18 protein-coding genes are annotated in these 16328 nt (G+C 67.5%); 8 read left to right on the plus strand and 10 right to left on the minus strand.

Annotation, left to right across the window (positions count from 1 at the left end):
- Window positions 1-447: 447 nt before the first annotated feature.
- The 6 genes from LH400_RS07785 (at window position 448) to LH400_RS07810 (ending at window position 5270) form a co-directional block, all read left to right on the plus strand.
- Window positions 448-1155 carry a response regulator transcription factor gene (locus LH400_RS07785; RefSeq protein ID WP_229152110.1) on the plus strand — a complete coding sequence of 236 codons (708 nt, stop codon included), beginning with the start codon at window positions 448-450 and terminating at the stop codon, window positions 1153-1155.
- A 146-nt stretch (window positions 1156-1301) separates the two neighbouring features.
- Window positions 1302-3125 carry a stimulus-sensing domain-containing protein gene (locus LH400_RS07790; protein WP_370638357.1) on the plus strand — a complete coding sequence of 608 codons (1824 nt, stop codon included), beginning with the start codon at window positions 1302-1304 and terminating at the stop codon, window positions 3123-3125.
- Window positions 3122-3610 (plus strand): HPr kinase/phosphorylase, encoded by a 489-nt coding sequence (locus tag LH400_RS07795; protein ID WP_229152112.1) that lies wholly within the window; start codon window positions 3122-3124, stop codon window positions 3608-3610. The genes LH400_RS07790 and LH400_RS07795 overlap by 4 nt, the downstream gene beginning before the upstream one ends.
- Window positions 3611-3805: 195 nt before the next feature.
- Complete coding sequence (locus LH400_RS07800; protein WP_229152239.1) at window positions 3806-4207, plus strand: PTS sugar transporter subunit IIA; 402 nt, start codon at window positions 3806-3808, stop codon at window positions 4205-4207.
- 183 nt (window positions 4208-4390) lie between these two features.
- Window positions 4391-4687 carry an HPr family phosphocarrier protein gene (locus tag LH400_RS07805; protein ID WP_229152113.1) on the plus strand — a complete coding sequence of 99 codons (297 nt, stop codon included), beginning with the start codon at window positions 4391-4393 and terminating at the stop codon, window positions 4685-4687.
- Between the two features lie 232 nt (window positions 4688-4919).
- Window positions 4920-5270: a hypothetical protein gene (locus LH400_RS07810; RefSeq protein WP_229152114.1), complete on the plus strand. Its 351-nt coding sequence runs from the start codon at window positions 4920-4922 to the stop codon at window positions 5268-5270.
- A gap of 170 nt (window positions 5271-5440) precedes the next feature.
- On the opposite strand, the gene LH400_RS07815 is transcribed toward LH400_RS07810, so the two are convergent.
- Genes LH400_RS07815 through LH400_RS07830 form a run of 4 tightly spaced genes read right to left on the minus strand, consistent with a single transcriptional unit; the run spans window position 5441 to window position 7899 of the window.
- Window positions 5441-5938 carry a DUF1178 family protein gene (locus LH400_RS07815; RefSeq protein ID WP_229152115.1) on the minus strand — a complete coding sequence of 166 codons (498 nt, stop codon included), beginning with the start codon at window positions 5936-5938 and terminating at the stop codon, window positions 5441-5443.
- The gene (locus LH400_RS07820; RefSeq protein ID WP_229152116.1) at window positions 5935-6819 is read right to left on the minus strand and encodes a carbon-nitrogen hydrolase family protein; all 885 of its coding nucleotides are present in this window, start codon (window positions 6817-6819) and stop codon (window positions 5935-5937) included. The genes LH400_RS07815 and LH400_RS07820 overlap by 4 nt, the downstream gene beginning before the upstream one ends.
- A gap of 24 nt (window positions 6820-6843) precedes the next feature.
- On the minus strand, window positions 6844-7101 hold the full coding sequence (grxC, locus tag LH400_RS07825) for a glutaredoxin 3 (RefSeq protein WP_229152117.1): 258 nt from the start codon (window positions 7099-7101) through the stop codon (window positions 6844-6846).
- Between the two features lie 48 nt (window positions 7102-7149).
- Window positions 7150-7899 (minus strand): ComF family protein, encoded by a 750-nt coding sequence (locus LH400_RS07830; protein WP_229152118.1) that lies wholly within the window; start codon window positions 7897-7899, stop codon window positions 7150-7152.
- Window positions 7900-8093: 194 nt separating this feature from the next.
- Here LH400_RS07830 and LH400_RS07835 point away from each other — a divergent pair, with 194 nt between their 5' ends.
- Window positions 8094-8990 (plus strand): class I SAM-dependent methyltransferase, encoded by an 897-nt coding sequence (locus LH400_RS07835; protein ID WP_229152119.1) that lies wholly within the window; start codon window positions 8094-8096, stop codon window positions 8988-8990.
- A gap of 58 nt (window positions 8991-9048) precedes the next feature.
- Here LH400_RS07835 and LH400_RS07840 read toward each other — a convergent pair whose 3' ends face one another.
- The 6 genes from LH400_RS07840 to LH400_RS07865 form a co-directional block, all read right to left on the minus strand.
- Window positions 9049-9261, minus strand: coding sequence for a Flp family type IVb pilin (locus LH400_RS07840; RefSeq protein WP_229152120.1), 213 nt, complete (start codon window positions 9259-9261; stop codon window positions 9049-9051).
- Window positions 9255-9515 carry a hypothetical protein gene (locus tag LH400_RS07845; RefSeq protein ID WP_229152121.1) on the minus strand — a complete coding sequence of 87 codons (261 nt, stop codon included), beginning with the start codon at window positions 9513-9515 and terminating at the stop codon, window positions 9255-9257. The genes LH400_RS07840 and LH400_RS07845 overlap by 7 nt, the downstream gene beginning before the upstream one ends.
- A gap of 267 nt (window positions 9516-9782) precedes the next feature.
- Window positions 9783-10211 (minus strand): 8-oxo-dGTP diphosphatase MutT, encoded by a 429-nt coding sequence (mutT, locus tag LH400_RS07850; RefSeq protein ID WP_229152122.1) that lies wholly within the window; start codon window positions 10209-10211, stop codon window positions 9783-9785.
- Entirely contained in the window at window positions 10208-11008 is an 801-nt protein-coding gene (locus tag LH400_RS07855) for a GNAT family N-acetyltransferase (RefSeq protein ID WP_229152123.1), read from the minus strand. Before LH400_RS07855 ends, mutT begins: the two co-directional genes overlap by 4 nt.
- Complete coding sequence (gene argJ, locus LH400_RS07860) at window positions 10977-12218, minus strand: bifunctional glutamate N-acetyltransferase/amino-acid acetyltransferase ArgJ (RefSeq protein WP_229152124.1); 1242 nt, start codon at window positions 12216-12218, stop codon at window positions 10977-10979. Before argJ ends, LH400_RS07855 begins: the two co-directional genes overlap by 32 nt.
- A gap of 86 nt (window positions 12219-12304) precedes the next feature.
- The gene (locus tag LH400_RS07865) at window positions 12305-13207 is read right to left on the minus strand and encodes a peptidylprolyl isomerase (RefSeq protein WP_229152125.1); all 903 of its coding nucleotides are present in this window, start codon (window positions 13205-13207) and stop codon (window positions 12305-12307) included.
- 335 nt (window positions 13208-13542) lie between these two features.
- Here LH400_RS07865 and secA point away from each other — a divergent pair, with 335 nt between their 5' ends.
- Window positions 13543-16272 (plus strand): preprotein translocase subunit SecA, encoded by a 2730-nt coding sequence (gene secA, locus LH400_RS07870; RefSeq protein WP_229152126.1) that lies wholly within the window; start codon window positions 13543-13545, stop codon window positions 16270-16272.
- Window positions 16273-16328 lie beyond the last annotated feature (56 nt).

Here is a 16328-nt window from a genome sequence, read left to right on the forward strand (position 1 = left end):
CGGCCATTTGTCCCTGCCTGCGTTCAGCTTCCGGCTGGCGGGGCGACGGGCGCGCCGGGCCATGCAGGAGCCGTCCTCTGCCGCGTTACCGAAGGCGAAGGCCGCCGTGCCCTTGCAGGGCGGGCCGAGGCCTTGTAATGGGGCGCCATCATCAGGCGAAGCCGCCTCCCGGCCCTCGCAAAGGGTCGGGTGACGCAAGGGCGGCAAGGCGCTCACGAAACAATACCGCTTTGCAAGATTCCCTTTCCGCCACAATTAGCGCAGATTGATGACGCGAAACGGTCGACCGGCCCCTCGCCCAAGTGTCGGAGTCCCCGATGCAGGATGCGCCGCCGGCCCGAGCGCCGAACGGCCGGCCGAATTCGCGACCCTGTGGCTCCGACGCAACCGTCGGCCCCTCGTCCGACGGCTGCTGGATCGGGAGGGTGAAAACTGGAGACCACCGCAATGCCGACAATTGCCCTTGTCGACGACGACAGAAACATTCTGACCTCCGTGTCCATCGCGCTCGAGAACGAGGGCTACCGCGTCGAAACCTACACCGACGGCGCCTCGGCCCTGGAAGGGCTGCAGTCGAGCCCGCCGCATCTGGCGATCTTCGACATCAAGATGCCGCGGATGGACGGCATGGAGCTCCTGCGGCGCCTGCGCCAGAAATCCGACCTGCCGGTGATCTTCCTGACCTCGAAGGACGAGGAGATCGACGAGCTCTTCGGCCTGAAGATGGGCGCCGACGACTACATCAAGAAGCCGTTCTCGCAGCGCCTCCTGGTCGAGCGTGTCCGAGCCATCCTGCGCCGCGGCGCGGCGCGCGAATCGATGGCCAAGCCCGGTGCTGTGCCGGCCCCGGAATCCTCGCTCGAGCGCGGCCAGCTGGTGATGGATCAGGAGCGCCACACCTGCACCTGGAAGGGCAAGCCGGTTACGCTGACCGTCACCGAGTTCCTGATCCTCCATGCGCTGGCGATGCGGCCAGGCGTCGTCAAGAGCCGCGACGCGCTGATGGACGCCGCCTATGACGAGCAGGTCTATGTCGACGACCGCACCATCGACAGCCACATCAAGCGGCTGCGCAAGAAGTTCAAGGCGATCGACGACGACTTCGACATGATCGAGACTCTCTACGGCGTCGGCTACAGGTTCCGGGAGATGTGACCGGCTCCGCCATGTGACGAAAAGGGCCCGAAGGACGGGCGGGTTTGGCGGCGTCCGGGACGGGCATCGATGCTGACCGCCCGATCGGCCAAACATCTTCCCCGGGGCCGCCGTCCGCCGCCCGAAAGGCAATGCCGCGAGCCATCATGGTCTCCATCTCCGATCAGCAGGAACAGACACAGAGCGAGGACGGGACAGCCCAGCGCCAGCAGCGCGAGGCGCTCCTGCGCAAGCGGCTGCGCCGGCTGCCGCTGATCCGGCGGACGCTCTATCGGGTCCGCTGGCTGCTCGGCCACTCGATCTTCTCCTCGCTGACCCGGCGCATCGTCTTCCTCAACCTCGTCGCGCTGATCGTGCTGGTTTCCGGCATCCTCTATCTCAACCAGTTCCGCGCCGGGCTGATCGACGCGCGCGTCGAGAGCCTGCTCACGCAGGGCGAGATCATCGCCGCGGCGATCGCCTCTTCGGCGACCGTCGAGACCAATTCGATCACGCTCGATCCGGAGCGCCTTCTGGAGCTGCAGGCCGGCGACACGCTGGCGCCCTCCGCCGAGGCGACCGACAGCCTCGATTTCCCGATCAATCCGGAGCGCGTGGCGCCGCTTCTGCGCCGGCTGATCTCGCCGACGCGCACCCGCGCCAGGCTCTACGATCGCGACGCCAACTTGATCCTGGATTCCCGGCATCTCTACTCGCGCGGCCAGATCCTGCGCTACGACCTGCCGCCGGTCGCCGACGAGGATCCCAGTCTCGCCGAGAAGATCATCGACTGGTTCCGCAACCTCTTCCAGGGCAACGACCTGCCGATCTACCGCGAGACGCCCGGCGGCTCCGGCACCTCCTATCCGGAGGTTATGAGCGCGCTCACCGGCGGCCCCGCGACCGTGGTGCGCGCAACGGAGAACGGTGAGCTCATCGTCTCGGTGGCGGTGCCGATCCAGCGCTTCCGCGCGGTGCTCGGCGTCCTCCTCCTGTCGACCCAGGGCGGCGACATCGACAAGATCGTGCAGGCCGAGCGCACCGCCATCGTCCGCGTCTTCGCGGTCGCCGCGCTCGTCACCATCGTCCTGTCGATCCTGCTCGCCTCGACTATCGCGACGCCGCTGCGCCGGCTCTCGGCGGCCGCGATCCGCGTGAGGCGCAGCGTCAACGATCGCGCCGCGATTCCGGATTTCGGCGGGCGCACCGACGAGATCGGCAATCTGGCCACGGCGCTGCGCGACATGACGAACTCGCTCTATGCCCGGCTCGACGCGATCGAGTCCTTCGCCGCCGACGTCAGTCACGAGCTCAAGAACCCGCTGACCTCGCTCAGGAGCGCCGTCGAGACGCTGCCGCTCGCCCGCAACGAGACCTCCAAGGCGCGCCTTCTGGAGATCATCCAGCACGACGTGCGCCGGCTCGACCGCCTGATCACCGACATCTCCGACGCCTCGCGCCTCGATGCGGAACTCGCCCGCCAGGTCGCCGCCAAGGTCGATCTCGCCGCGCTCCTGCGCTCGGTGGTCGACGGCGCCCGGGACCATACCCGCGAGGGGCGGGTGCTGACCCTCACCTTCGAGAAGCAGCCGCTGCCGGCGGGGATGAAGAACGGCTACGTGATCTCCGGTCACGATCTGAGGCTGAGCCAGGTCTTCACCAATCTGATCGAGAACGCCCGCTCCTTCGTGCCGGCCGACAACGGCACGATCCGCGTCGTGCTGCGGCGGCGCGGGCAGAGGGTCATTGTCACCGTCGAGGACAACGGGCCGGGCATCCAGGCGGAGATCATCGACCGGATCTTCGAGCGTTTCTACACCGACCGCCCGGCCGGCGAGGCCTTCGGCCAGAATTCCGGCCTCGGCCTATCGATCTCGCGGCAGATCGTCGAGGCACATGGCGGCACGATCAGGGCCGAGAACATTTCCGACGAGCGGGCGCCAAAGGGGATAGCCGGCGCACGCTTCGTAGTCTCGCTGCCGGCGGGATGAGCTCCGACACGCCGAACCGGGACGAAGACGTCACCGGCCCCGTCCTCAACGTCCACGCAAGCGCGATCGCCATCGGCGGGCTCGGCATTCTCGTGCGCGGGCCGGCGCGCAGCGGCAAGTCGGCGCTCTGCCTGTCGGCGCTCCGCCGAGGGGCCTCGCTCGACCTCCCGAGCTTCCTCGTCGCCGACGACAGGGTTCTCCTCGAGGCGGCGGACGGACAGGTCACGCTGCGAGCGCATCCCGGCCTTCGCGGAATGATCGAGATCTCCGGCGTCGGCATCCTGCGCGAGGCGACGATCCCCTCCACCTCGCTCGCGCTGGTCGCCGAACTCTGTCCCGAGGAGGAGATCGACCGCTATCCGGAAATTCGCGAGACGCTGGTGGCGGGAGCGAGCGTGCGGCTGGTCAGGCTGCCCCGACGACAGTCCGCCTTCTGCGCCGACATTCTGGTCTCGCTCGCGTTATGCCCGGACCCGCCGGGCTGACGCAAGCCGGCCACGGCAAGCGCGGCACAAGTTGGATATCCCATCATTTCACTTGCGCATCCACGGCAGGATGACAAGATGCGCGCCTCATGGACCGATGGTCCCGTCGGACCGTCGGGAACGCGGATGTGCGAGGCAGCCGGGCGGCCGGGGAGGCAGAACGATGTGCGACCAAGAGATGCGAGCTTTCTGCGCATGATCGGACTGGTGCTGGTCACCCATGGACGGCTCGCCGATGAATTCCGCCATGCGGTGGAGCACGTCGTCGGCCCGCAGGATGCGTTCGAGACGATCTCGATCGGCCCCGAGGACGACATGGAGCAGCGGCGCATCGACATCGTCGAGGCGGTCGCGCGCGCCGACCGTGGCGCGGGGGTCATCATCCTGACCGACATGTTCGGCGGCACGCCCTCCAATCTCGCAATTTCGGTCATGGACGGCAGCCGCGTCGACGTCCTTGCCGGCGTCAACCTGCCGATGCTGATCAAGCTCGCCAGCGTGCGGCAGGAAAAGCCGATGGCCGAGGCGCTGGTCGACGCGCAGGATGCGGGACGCAAATACATCAATGTCGCAAGCCGGGTCCTGAGCGGCAAATAGTCCGCACAGGCCCGCAGCAGCCGTGTGTGACCTTGGGACATGCTGCGGCCGTCCGCAGCGTGGAGAATCGAACCGAAGTGTGGCCACCGGGTTTCGGGAAAAATCCGGCGCAACAACGAAGAGACAAGCTGAAGGAGCGCTTCCGGTTCACCACCCGACGCTTCTGGGGAGGAACGAGAAACCATGTCCGGCGCCAATGGCAGCGATGCCGTTCCGCCGCGAACGCTGACGATCGTCAATCGGCGCGGGCTGCATGCCCGGGCGTCGGCACGCTTCGTGCAGACGGTCGAGGCCTTCGATGCGGAGGTGACGATCAAGCGGGACGGCATGACCGTCGGCGGTCTGTCGATCATGGGCTTGATGATGCTGGCCGCCAGCCAGGGCACCACCATCGAGGTTGCTGCCATTGGGCCGGAGGCCATGGCAGTGCTCGACGCGATCGAGGCGCTCGTCGCCAACCGCTTCGGCGAGGACGGCTGATCTTCCAGGCTGATGATGATCAGCCCACCAGATATTCTTCTTATGAGAAGTAAAATCAGGATTCTACTGTTATAGCGTGAGATCAACTCGCCGTGATCAAGCTGCGGACAAGCCTAGTGCGAGAGTGTCGATCTGCGGCGACGAGGATCATGGACCATGTTCGTGGAAACCGCGTCGCTTCGATGCGAAATTCGAAAGCGAGAAACGCGAAGGCGAACGACCGAGGATCGACATGGCGCCCCCAAACCGCGAGACCATTCCCAACGAAGCGACCTGTCCGGTTCCCCTGGAAGTTCTCGCGCTCCTCTTGCGCTCGGAAGAGCGCGTGCGGGCCGCGCTGATCAGGGAAATCCCGGCGACGGTGAGGGCACGCCTCGCCTTCTTCTGCTACAACCGCGTTCATCTGCGCCCGCTCGCCTTCCGGATCGCGCTCCTGTGCGAACTAAAGGATCTGCGCGTCTTGGCCGGCGCGAAGGGCGATCTGGTCTATCAGCAGGCGACCGAATACGGCATCTTCGAGGATGCCGAGCTTGCAAGCCCGCGCCACAAGGGGATCACCCTCGCCAAGACGGCGACCGGCTGAGGAAGCGCCCTCGTCCGAGGCGGCTCCACGGGAACCGCCTCATCCGCTACGGGCAACGGTTCGCGATGTGCTCGCAGGACGGCTAGCGGATTCCTCCAGACTACCGCCCGGCGCAAACGCGCAGGGTCGCGGGGTGGACAGGGCAGAGCCGGCATACGGGCCGGACCGTATCAGTTCTTATCTTCCGGCAGCGGCGGCAAGGGCATGGCGGTGATGCCCTCGTTCAGCAGCTCCTTCACCTCGTTTGGAGCAGCCTCCCCGTAGATCTGGCGCGCTTCGGTCTCGCCATAGTGGATCCGCCGCGCCTCCTCGGCGAATTTCGGCCCGACATAATCCGCCTTCGACCGAACCTCGCGCGCCAGCGCCTGCAGCCGGGCGAAGGCCTTGGCGAGTTCGGGATGCGGCGGCTCGGCATTGGCGAAGGAGGTGCCCGGCGGCGGCGCGGCCACCTCCGTCCCCGCCGCGGGCGCGATCTCCGCGGGCGTCGGACCGTCTCGTTTGGTGCCGGAAACAGCCGGTCGCATCAGCGCCTTGCCGACCTTGTCGGAACCGCAGACGGGGCAGGCAACGAGGCCTCGCGCGATCTGCGCCTCGAAATCCTCGTTCGAACGGAACCATCCGTCGAAATCGTGCCGGTCCGGCCGGCATCGGAGTGCAAAGCGGATCACTCGGCGGCCTCCAAGGAACCGGTGACCGAAATCGGCTCGGCGCCGGCGCCGACCGCGAAGGGCCGCGCATTCTTCAGGTTCGGGATCTTGGCGCGGGCCGCCGCCGCCTCCGCCGTGTCGATCGTCGCGAGTGCCACTCCCGGCTCGTTGCCGGCGATTTCGGCGAGGATGCGACCCCAGGGATCAACGATCAGCGAATGGCCGAAGGTCTCGCGGCCATCGTCATGGCGGCCGCCTTGCGCGGCCGCGATCATGTAGGCGCCGTTCTCGATCGCCCGGGCGCGCAGGAGGACGTGCCAGTGCGCCTCGCCGGTCTGGCGGGTGAAGGCGGCGGGCGCCGTCAGGACCTCGGCGCCGGCGATCGCTTCCTCGCGGTAGAGATGCGGAAAGCGCATGTCGTAGCAGATCGAGAAGCCGAGACGGACCTTGCCGTCCGCGAAGCCGAGATCGGCGAGCACCGCACGGTCGCCGGGCCTGTAGGTCCGCGATTCCCGCCAGCTCTCGCCATTGTCGAGATCGACGTCGAACATGTGGATCTTGTCGTAGAAGGCGACACGTTCGCCGTCCGGGCCGAACAGCAACGCCCGGTTCGCCACCCTGCCGTCATCCAGCGGGATCGCCGTCGAGCCGACATGCACGAAGATCCTGTGGCGGGCGGCAAGACGCTTGGCCGTCCCGGCAATCAGGTCTTCGGCCTCGGGAGCCAAGCGACGCATCAGCTCGGTGCGGTCGCGCTGGATCATGCCGGTCATCTCCGGCGACTGGACGTAGCTCGCTCCCTTCGCCACGGCATCTTCCACCAGCGCTTCGAAGGACGCCGCGTTGTCGCTGGGCTCGAGGCCCGAGCGCATCTGCAGGACGGCGGCGCGAATGGTGGTCATCGAAAGGCTCCGTCGGTTGGGCGGTCAGGCGGCAAGCAGGGGGTCGAGCTTGCCGACGCGATCGAGCGCGAAGAGTTCGTCGCAGCCGCCGACATGCGTCGTGCCGACGAAGATCTGCGGGAAGGTCGCGCCGCCATTCGCCCGCTGGCGCATTTCCTGGCGCAGTTCCGGCGAGGACGTGGCGTCCTTCTCGTCATAGGCGACGCCCTTCTTCTCGAGAAGCTGCTTGGCCCGCGCACAATAGCCGCAGAACTGACGGGTGTAGATGGTCACGTCCGCCATGGATCGATCCCCGAATGATTTTCCGTGAACAGGACAGGGGATATGGCCTCAGTCGGCGCCGGCCGCAACCCTCGCGAAGGTCAGGAGATCCACGTCCCTGGCGCCGGCGCGCTTCAGCGCCCGCGTCGCACTCGCGGCGGTAGCGCCGGTCGTGTAGACGTCGTCGATCAGCAGCACGCGGCGACCCTCGATCTCGAACCGCCTCTGCTCGAGGACGCGGAACGCGCCGCGCACGTTCTCCTGGCGCTGCCGGGGACCGAGGCCGACCTGCGAATCCGTCGCCTTGATGCGCTTCAGCGCCAGCGGGGCGAAGGGCACGCCGGCCTCCCGCGCGACCCAGCGACCGAGTTCGGCAGACTGGTTGAAGCGCCGGCGCCAAAGCCGCCCGGCATGCAACGGCACGGGAACCACGACATCGGCATCTGGAAGAAGCTCGGTCCCGGCCCGCCGCATCCAGCCCGCCATCAGCGGCACCAGATCGGTGCGGTCGCCGTATTTGAGCGAGGTGACGAAGCGGCCCGCGAGCCCCTGATAAAGGACTGCGGCGCGCATCCGCGCGAAGGGGGGCGGCTCGGCGATCGCCTCGGCCGAGAGGAAGCCCTTGCCGAGATCGTAGGAGAACGGCAGGCAGAGGACCTCGCAGAAGGGACGCTCGATGAAGCGCAGGCCCGACCAGCAGTCGGGGCACACCGTGCCGGCGCGGCTGATCGCCGTCTGGCATCCCGGACAGACCGGCGGAAAGAAGAAGCGTCCGATCGAGCCGGCGATCGTGGCGGTACCGCGCTTGAAGATGCGCATCGACCTTTTCCATACAGGGCGGCGCTCCCCGCTTCTGTCCACGGGGTCTGTCACCAGGCGGTCCGCTTCGCCCTTCGGCGGAGACGGACCTTCCTCCTGCCCTTGACGATATCCCAGTGGCGGGCAGCTACAAGCTCCGTGACAGTCAAAAATCGCTGTTCGCAACGTCGCTGTCCTGGAAGTTAGAGCACCGAATGCCGGCCCCCGCGGATCATATCGTTTTCGACCGATCTCTCCTCGATCGGCGGCGCCTGCGCCAATGGCGCGCCGGCCGGCTGCGTGAGGCCGATTTCCTCCTGCGGGCGGTGGCGGACGAACTCGCCGAGCGGCTGTCGCTGGTGGAGCGGCGCTTTTCGGTCGCCGTCGAACTGGGCGGCCACACGGGGACCTTCGCCGAGCGGCTGCGGGCCAGCGGCCAGGCCGACACCGTTGTGCGGATCGAGCGGCTGCCGGAGCTTCTCGCCGGCGATCCGGCCGCGATCGTCGGCGACGAGGAGGCCCTGCCGCTGGCCGAGGCGAGCGTCGATCTCGTGGTCTCGCCGCTGTCGCTGCAACTCGTCAACGACACGCCAGGCGCCCTGATCCAGATCCGCCGCGCGCTGCGGCCGGACGGGCTCTTCCTCTGCGGCTTCCTCGGCGGCGAGACGCTCCACGAACTCCGGGCGGCGCTTCTTGCCGCGGAGGCCGAGCGTGCCGGCGGCGTTTCGCCGCGGGTCGCGCCCTTCGCCGACATACGCGATGCCGGCGGGCTCCTGCAGCGTGCGGGCTTCGCCCTGCCGGTGACCGACATCGACCGGATCACCGTTCGCTACGACACCCTATTCGATCTGATGATGGATTTGAGGGCCATGGGCATGGCGAACATGCTGGTGCAGCGCTCGCGCCGGCCGGCCGCCAAGGGCCTCTTCCTGCGGGCGGCGGAACTTTACGCCGAGCGCTTCCGCGATCCGGACGGGAGGGTGCGCGCCACATTCGACATCGTCTATCTCTCCGGCTGGCGCCCGCATGACAGCCAGCAGAAGCCGCTGCGGCCCGGTAGCGGCAAGGCGAGCCTGGCGGACGCGCTGAAGGACCGCTCCGGCGACTATTGAGCGCCCGCGCGTTCGGGATCAGGCCTCAACGGCACAGCCGGTCCGATCCTTGATGGTATCAGTTCGGCGAGAAGGCTGCGCTGATCGCGGCGAAGGCGGTCGCCATCGGCTCTTCGAGCGAGCCGAGCGCCGCGACGATTGCCACACCGAGAACCATGGCGATCACCGAATATTCGATCGACGTCGTGCCGCGATCGCAGCGCAGGAATCGGATCCCGGTCGCACGCAGCCGCGACAGGAAGACTTGCTGCGAGGGGGCCGCTGTCAGCATCGGCCACCGCCGGGACCCCCGGGATAGAAGATGCAGGGCGGCGCCCCGGCCGGCTGCAAGACGCTGCGACTGACCGTGTAGCGGGTCGAAGATCCGATCGAGCCGGTCGCCATCATGTCGAGAGCCGGACGGTCGCCGGCAAGGAGATAGCCGGCACCGCGATCGACGGCCGGCGCGAGGATCAGCGCCAGGGCCAGACCCAGCATGCCGAACAGGAGCGTCGCGCGGAACAGGCCGGTCCCGATCTCGGACATCGCAACGCCATACGCCCCGGTCTCTTCGGGATGACCATCTGTGTCCAAGTCGTCCATATTGCCCCGCCCGCCACGCTTCCTGCACTGTTGCAGAAAAAGCTGAAGGAAGCGTTGCAAGGGCGCGGCCGGCTTAACCCGTCGGCAAGACATCCCGGTGACCTTCAGGAGCTCCGCCGAACCCGTTCGAGCCAATCTTCTGCTCGCGAGTGTCTTGCGAGGTGGTCCTGCACAAGGGCCTGCCCCCCTGCCGCCTTGGCGGATCTGCCCTCAGCGTCCGCCGGGGAGCAGGAGGTCGATCAGATGCGCGATCAGCGGCGCATCCGCGGGCGGCATCGGATAATCCCTGAGCGCCGATGCGCGCACCCATTTCAGCCGCTGCCCCTCGCGCGGGGTCGGGGTCCCGGAGAAGCGCCGGCAGACATAGAGCGGCATCAGGAGGTGGAAGTCGTCATAGCGGTGGCTGGCGAAGGTCAGCGGCGCGAGGCACGGCGCCTGCGTCACCACGCCGAGTTCCTCACGAAGCTCGCGGATCAGCGCATCCTCGGGCGTCTCGCCCGGCTCCAGCTTGCCGCCCGGAAACTCCCAGAGACCGGCCAGGGCCTTACCCTCCGGCCGCTCCGCGATGAGGATCCGGCCGTCGGCGTCGATCAGCGCGCAGGCGACGACGAGGAGCAGCCGCAGCTCGCCGCCGCTCATCGCATTTCGCCCGGCGGCGCGCGGTAGACGTAGCGATAGGCCTCCTTGAAGCCGAGCGCGCCATAGAGCGCCAGTCCCGCCGCATTGTCCGCCTCGACCTGCACCCAGGCGGTCTTGGCGCCCTTGTGGGCGGTGTATCGCAGTGCGGTGCGCACGAGATCCTTGCCGGTGCCCCGCCGTCTCTCCCCGTCGATGACCGCGACGTCGAGCAGTCCGGCGAGATCGTTGTCGTAGATCGCCAGCGCCACGGCGACGGCCTCTCCGGCGGCGTTCTCGCGGATGAACAGGCCGGTCGGCGGCCGGATCGACTGCAGGATCTCGGTGAGCCCGGCGCGCAGGCTGGCCGGACGATCATGCACCCTCAGGCTCGACGCGACATAGCGGGCGACGTCGCGGATCGGAATCCGGTCGACAGTCCCGGCGAGATCGAGCTCGGCGAGGGAGGCGGTCATCACCAGCGACTCGTCGAAGGCGGGCCAGCCCTCGCCATCGAGATAGGCGACGAGTTCGGGCGGGGCGAGCGGCGACTGGCGCACGATGATCGAGCGGCCGTATTCGGCGAAGGTGCGCCGGGCGCGCACGATCCGCGCCGGGATGTCCGAGTTGTCGGAGGGGTCCAGCGGATTGACGGAGTTCAGCCGCTTGCCCGGAAAGGAGCGCGTGAGGCGCACCGCCCAGGTGCCGTCGAAGGCGGTCGACGTCGCGGGCCAGGCGCGGAAGCCGGCCGCTTCGAGCCGCCGCACGACCGCCAGCTGCCGCAGCCGTTCAGCTTCGGTAATCGCCATTGATCGCGACATACTCCTTGGTGAGGTCGCAGCTGTAAACGGTCCAGCGGCCATCGCCGAGACCGAGCTCGACCCGGATCGCGATCTCCGGCCGGCGCATAGCCGCCGAGACCGCTTCCTCCGAATAGGCGGGGTCGCGCTCGCCGTCGACGGCGACGCGGATGCCGCCGAAATGGATCGCCAGACGGTCCCGGTCGGCCTCTTCACCCGCCTTGCCGACGGCCATGACGACGCGGCCCCAATTGGCGTCCTCGCCGGCGACCGCCGTCTTGACCAGAGGCGAGTTGGCGATCGAGAGCGCGATGCGCTTGGCCGCCGCGTCGCTGACCGCGCCCTCCACGGTGACCTGGATTTCCTTGCGGGCGCCCTCGCCGTCCCTCGCTACTTGCCGGGCGAGGTCGAGCAGGAGGTCGCCGAGCGCGGACCTGAAGCCGGCAAGGCGCGGATCGGCCGCGTCCTCGCTGGCCGGGCAGCCACGCTGCGCCGCCGCGCCCGTCGCGAACAGGAGCAGCGTATCGGAGGTCGAGGTGTCGCTGTCGACCGTCACCGAATTGAAGCTCGGCGCAACCGCCTCCTTCAGCATTGCCTGCAGCGCCGGCGCGGCGATCTGCGCATCGGTGGCGACGAAGGAGAGCATGGTCGCCATGTCCGGAGCGATCATGCCGGCGCCCTTGGCGATGCCGTTGAGCGTCACCGCGACGCCGTCGATCTCCACGGAGCGCGTGGCGAGCTTCGGATAGGTGTCGGTGGTCATGATCGCCTCGGCGGCCGCATGCCAGCGATCAGGGGCGGCCTCGCGCGCAAGCCCGGCGAGGAGCCCCGAGAAGCGCCCGGCATCGAGCGGCTCGCCGATGACGCCGGTGGAAGCGAGGAAGACCTCGCCGGCCGCGCTGCCGACGGCCTTGGCCGCGGCCTCGGCGGTCATTGCGGTCGCCTCGCGGCCACGCCGACCGGTGAAGGCGTTGGCATTGCCGGAATTGACGACGAGCGCCCGCGCGGTCCCGCCCTTCAGGCTCTCGCGGCAGAAGTCGACCGGCGCGGAGGGGCATTTCGACGTCGTGAAGACGCCCGCGACCGCGGCGGGCGCGTCGAACACCATCATCAGGACATCCGTCCGGCCCTTGTACTTGATGCCGGCCGCGGCCGTCGCGATCCGCAGGCCCCCGATCGGCGGAAGTGTCGCGAAGGTGGTGGGAGCCAGGGGCGATACCGGGGCGGTCATGACGGGTCCTGAAAGAGGCGGGCGGGAGCGGATCGGCCGCGCGAAGATCGCCCCCGCGCGGCCTTGCTATCGTTCGGTCTGCGCGATCAGTTGGCGGCCGGGGCGGCGGTGTCGTCGCCCGCCTTGCCGCCGGTCGCGTCCGTCATTCCCGATTCCAGGTCCTCGACCTGCTTCTTCACCGCCGGGTCGACATATTCGACGTTGAGATCCTTCCGGGCGTTCTGGACCATTTCCATGTACTTGTTGCGCATGGCGACCTGGCGGAGCTGGTCCTTCACCTGATCGAAGCTCGGCGGCTGGGCGTCGCGCTTCTCCTCGACCTTGATGACGTGCCAGCCGAACTGCGTCTCGACCGGCTCCTTGGTGTACTCGCCCGGCTTCAGCGCCAAGGCGGCCTTCTCGAAGGCCGGGACCATCTGGCCCTGGCTGAAGAAGCCGAGATCGCCGCCCTGCGGGCCGGAGGGGCCGGTCGATTCCTTCTTGGCGACTTCCTGGAAATCGGCGCCCTTGTTCAGCTCGTCGATGACCTTCTCGGCCTCTTCCTTGGTCTTGACCAGGATGTGGCGGGCGTGGACCTCCTGGCGCGGCTGCAGCGCCGCGACTTCCTTGTCGTAGAGCGCCTTGAGGTCCTTGTCGGAGATCTCGGCGACGCCGTTCTTGGCGAAATAGGCGTTGTGGAGCGCCCGGTCGCGCTCGAAGGCGATCTGCGCCGCGACGTCCGGATCCTTCTGCAGATTGGCCTTCTCGGCCTTCTGCGCCAGTGCCTTGATGTCGATCAGCGCGGACAGGACCGCGAGCTTGCGGCGCTCGTCGGGAAGGTTCTTGAACTGCGGGCCGATCTCGCTCTCGGCCGCCTTCAGCTCGCCCTCGGTGATCTTCTGCGAGCCGACCTTGGCGACGACGTCGCTATCGGCGGCGAAAGCGGCCGGAGCGGCGGCAGACAGGACAAGGGCACCGGCCACGAGGGCAAGGTGGAGCTTCTTGGACATGAAACGATCTTCCTTCCAGGGTCTTGGCCGGGGCTTGGCCCGAAATCAGACTGGGTCCGGATCCAGCTGGGCCGGAATACAGACTGGGAGCGAGCGGCTCGCATCGGAGGCCGATCCTGGCGCGCACCCTCCGCCCCTGCTGAGCCTGGCCCCCGCTCGATAGGGCGCCGTTGACATCGGTTTGGCCCCCTCTTATCTCTCGCGCCATCTGAAAGTCCAGCCGCCTTCCGCAATGATTGAAGGCTCCCGACATCGTTACGATCCACCGGGAATGCGGCCGCGGCCGGCGGGCCGGTCACGACATCGGTAGCTCACAGAATTGGAAGGACCACTCCATGGTCGGATTTGGCGGACTCGCCAGGAAGTTGCTGGGCTCGGCGAACGACAGGGTCGTCCGGCGCTACCAGGCGAGGGTGAACGCCATCGCTGCGCTGGAGGCGGATCTTTCGGGCCTCTCGGACGAGGAACTGCGCGGCAAGACGGAGGCCTTCAAGGCCGAACTCGCCGGCGGCAAAACGGTCGACGACCTTCTCGTGCCGGCCTTCGCGGTCGTCCGCGAGGCCGCCAAGCGCGCGCTCGGCATGCGCCATTTCGACGTCCAGATGATCGGCGGCATGGTGCTCAATTCCGGCGCCATCGCCGAGATGAAGACCGGCGAGGGCAAGACCCTCGTGGCGACCCTCGCCGTCTATCTCAACGCGCTCGAGGGCAAGGGCGTCCACGTCGTCACCGTCAACGACTATCTCGCCTCGCGCGACGCCGAATGGATGAGCCGCGTCTATCGCTTCCTCGGCCTGACCACCGGCGTCATCGTCCACGGTCTCAACGACGACCAGCGCCGCGCCGCCTATGCCTGCGACGTCACCTACGCGACCAACAACGAGCTCGGCTTCGACTATCTGCGCGACAACATGAAGTACGAGCGCGGCCAGATGGTGCAGCGCGGCCACCACTACGCCATCGTCGACGAGGTCGATTCGATCCTGATCGACGAGGCGCGCACCCCGCTGATCATCTCCGGCCCGCTCGACGATCGTTCGGAACTCTACAAGACCATCGACGGCTTCATCCCGCAGCTCAGTCGCGAGGACTACGAGCTCGACGAGAAGCAGCGCACGGTCACCTTCACCGAGGACGGGACCGAGAAGCTGGAGCGGATGCTCGAGGCGGCGGGCCATCTCGTCGGCACCTCGCTCTACGACATCGAGAATGTCGCGATCGTCCACCACGTCAACAACGCGCTGAAGGCCCACACGCTGTTCCAGCGCGACAAGGACTATATCGTCCGCAACGACGATGTCGTCATCATCGACGAGTTCACCGGCCGCATGATGCCGGGCCGCCGCTTCTCCGAAGGCCTGCACCAGGCGCTGGAGGCGAAGGAAGGGGTCACGGTCCAGCCGGAGAACCAGACGCTCGCCTCGATCACCTTCCAGAACTACTTCCGCATGTACAAGAAGCTGTCCGGCATGACCGGCACGGCCCAGACGGAAGCTGCCGAGTTCGGCGACATCTACGCTCTCGACGTCATCGAGATCCCGACAAACCTGCCGATCCAGCGCATCGACGAGGACGACGAGGTCTACCGCACCTTCGACGAGAAGTTCCGGGCGATCTCGAAGGAGATCCAGGAGGCGGCCGGCCGCGGCCAGCCGATCCTCGTCGGCACCACCTCGATCGAGAAGTCCGAGCTCCTGGCCGAGCGCCTGCGCAAGGACGGGCTGAAGAACTTCCAGGTGCTGAACGCCCGCTATCACGAGCAGGAGGCCTATATCGTCTCCCAGGCGGGCGTGCCGGGGGCGGTGACCATCGCGACCAACATGGCCGGCCGCGGCACCGACATCCAGCTCGGCGGCAATGCCGACATGCGCATCGAGCGCGAGCTCGCCGACATGCCTGAGGGACCGGAGCGCACGGCCAAGGAACAGGCGATCCGCGCCGACATCAAGCGGCTGAAGGAGATCGCCCTCGAAGCCGGCGGTCTCTACGTCCTGGCCACCGAGCGCCACGAATCGCGGCGCATCGACAACCAGCTGCGCGGCCGCTCCGGCCGCCAGGGCGACCCCGGACGCTCGAAGTTCTATCTCTCCCTCCAAGACGATCTGATGCGGATCTTCGGGTCCGAGCGCATGGATTCCATGCTCACCAAGCTCGGCCTGAAGGAGGACGAGGCGATCGTCCATCCCTGGATCAACAAGGCGCTGGAGAAGGCCCAGAAGAAGGTCGAGGCGCGCAACTTCGACATCCGCAAGAACCTTCTGAAATACGACGACGTGATGAACGACCAGCGTCGCGTGATCTTCGACCAGCGCATCGAGATGATGGACGCGACCGAGCTCGACGAGACGCTCGCGGACATGCGCCAGGAGACCATCGAGGCGATGGTCGCCCGGCACATCCCGGAAAAGGCCTATCCCGAGCAGTGGTCGACCGAGGAGCTGAAGGCCGAAGCGCTGGAGGTCCTGAACCTCGACCTGCCGATCCCCGCCTGGGCGGCCGAAGAAGGGATCGACGACAGCGACGTGCGCGAGCGCCTGCAGCAGGCGGCCGATGCGCTGATGGCGGAAAAGGCGGAGCGTTTCGGACCGGACGTGATGAACTATGTCCAGCGCTCGATCGTCCTGCAGACGCTCGACATGCTGTGGCGCGACCACCTCGTCAATCTCGACCATCTGCGCTCGGTGATCGGCTTCCGCGGCTATGCCCAGCGCGACCCGCTGAACGAGTACAAGTCGGAAGCCTTCGAGCTGTTCACGGCGATGCTCTCCAATCTCAGGCAGCGCACCACCCAGCAGATGATGCGGGTCGAGATCGTGCAGCCCGACGAGGAGGAGCGGCGCCTCCAGGTGCCGCCCATGCAGGCGCACCATTTCGACGCCACGAGCGGCGAGGACGAGTTCGGCAATGGGGCGGAACGGCTGACGGCGAACTTCACGCCGACTGAGGCCGACGGTCTGCGCGGTAATCCGGACGATCCGGAGAGCTGGGGCCGGGTCGGGCGCAACGAGCCCTGCCCCTGCGGCTCCGGCAAGAAGTTCAAGCACTGCCACGGCGCCTTCGTCTGACGACGTCGCCCGAACGCGAGAGAACGATGGCCGCGCGACGCTCCGAGATGAGCGTC

This window comes from Jiella soli, assembly GCF_020615385.1.
Classification (GTDB): domain Bacteria; phylum Pseudomonadota; class Alphaproteobacteria; order Rhizobiales; family Rhizobiaceae; genus VKMB-3413.

Coding starts and splice junctions, on each gene's coding strand:
- LH400_RS07785 (WP_229152110.1), top strand. CDS start 448: ATGCCGACAATTGCCCTTGTCGACGACGACAGAAACATTCTGACCTCC.
- LH400_RS07840 (WP_229152120.1), bottom strand. CDS start 9,261: ATGCTGACAGCGGCCCCCTCGCAGCAAGTCTTCCTGTCGCGGCTGCGT.
- LH400_RS07805 (WP_229152113.1), top strand. CDS start 4,391: ATGTCCGGCGCCAATGGCAGCGATGCCGTTCCGCCGCGAACGCTGACG.
- mutT (WP_229152122.1), bottom strand. CDS start 10,211: ATGAGCGGCGGCGAGCTGCGGCTGCTCCTCGTCGTCGCCTGCGCGCTG.
- LH400_RS07845 (WP_229152121.1), bottom strand. CDS start 9,515: ATGTCCGAGATCGGGACCGGCCTGTTCCGCGCGACGCTCCTGTTCGGC.
- LH400_RS07790 (WP_370638357.1), top strand. CDS start 1,302: ATGGTCTCCATCTCCGATCAGCAGGAACAGACACAGAGCGAGGACGGG.
- LH400_RS07865 (WP_229152125.1), bottom strand. CDS start 13,207: ATGTCCAAGAAGCTCCACCTTGCCCTCGTGGCCGGTGCCCTTGTCCTG.
- LH400_RS07830 (WP_229152118.1), bottom strand. CDS start 7,899: ATGCGCATCTTCAAGCGCGGTACCGCCACGATCGCCGGCTCGATCGGA.
- LH400_RS07795 (WP_229152112.1), top strand. CDS start 3,122: ATGAGCTCCGACACGCCGAACCGGGACGAAGACGTCACCGGCCCCGTC.
- secA (WP_229152126.1), top strand. CDS start 13,543: ATGGTCGGATTTGGCGGACTCGCCAGGAAGTTGCTGGGCTCGGCGAAC.
- LH400_RS07855 (WP_229152123.1), bottom strand. CDS start 11,008: ATGTCGCGATCAATGGCGATTACCGAAGCTGAACGGCTGCGGCAGCTG.
- LH400_RS07820 (WP_229152116.1), bottom strand. CDS start 6,819: ATGACCACCATTCGCGCCGCCGTCCTGCAGATGCGCTCGGGCCTCGAG.
- LH400_RS07835 (WP_229152119.1), top strand. CDS start 8,094: ATGCCGGCCCCCGCGGATCATATCGTTTTCGACCGATCTCTCCTCGAT.
- LH400_RS07800 (WP_229152239.1), top strand. CDS start 3,806: ATGATCGGACTGGTGCTGGTCACCCATGGACGGCTCGCCGATGAATTC.
- grxC (WP_229152117.1), bottom strand. CDS start 7,101: ATGGCGGACGTGACCATCTACACCCGTCAGTTCTGCGGCTATTGTGCG.
- LH400_RS07810 (WP_229152114.1), top strand. CDS start 4,920: ATGGCGCCCCCAAACCGCGAGACCATTCCCAACGAAGCGACCTGTCCG.
- argJ (WP_229152124.1), bottom strand. CDS start 12,218: ATGACCGCCCCGGTATCGCCCCTGGCTCCCACCACCTTCGCGACACTT.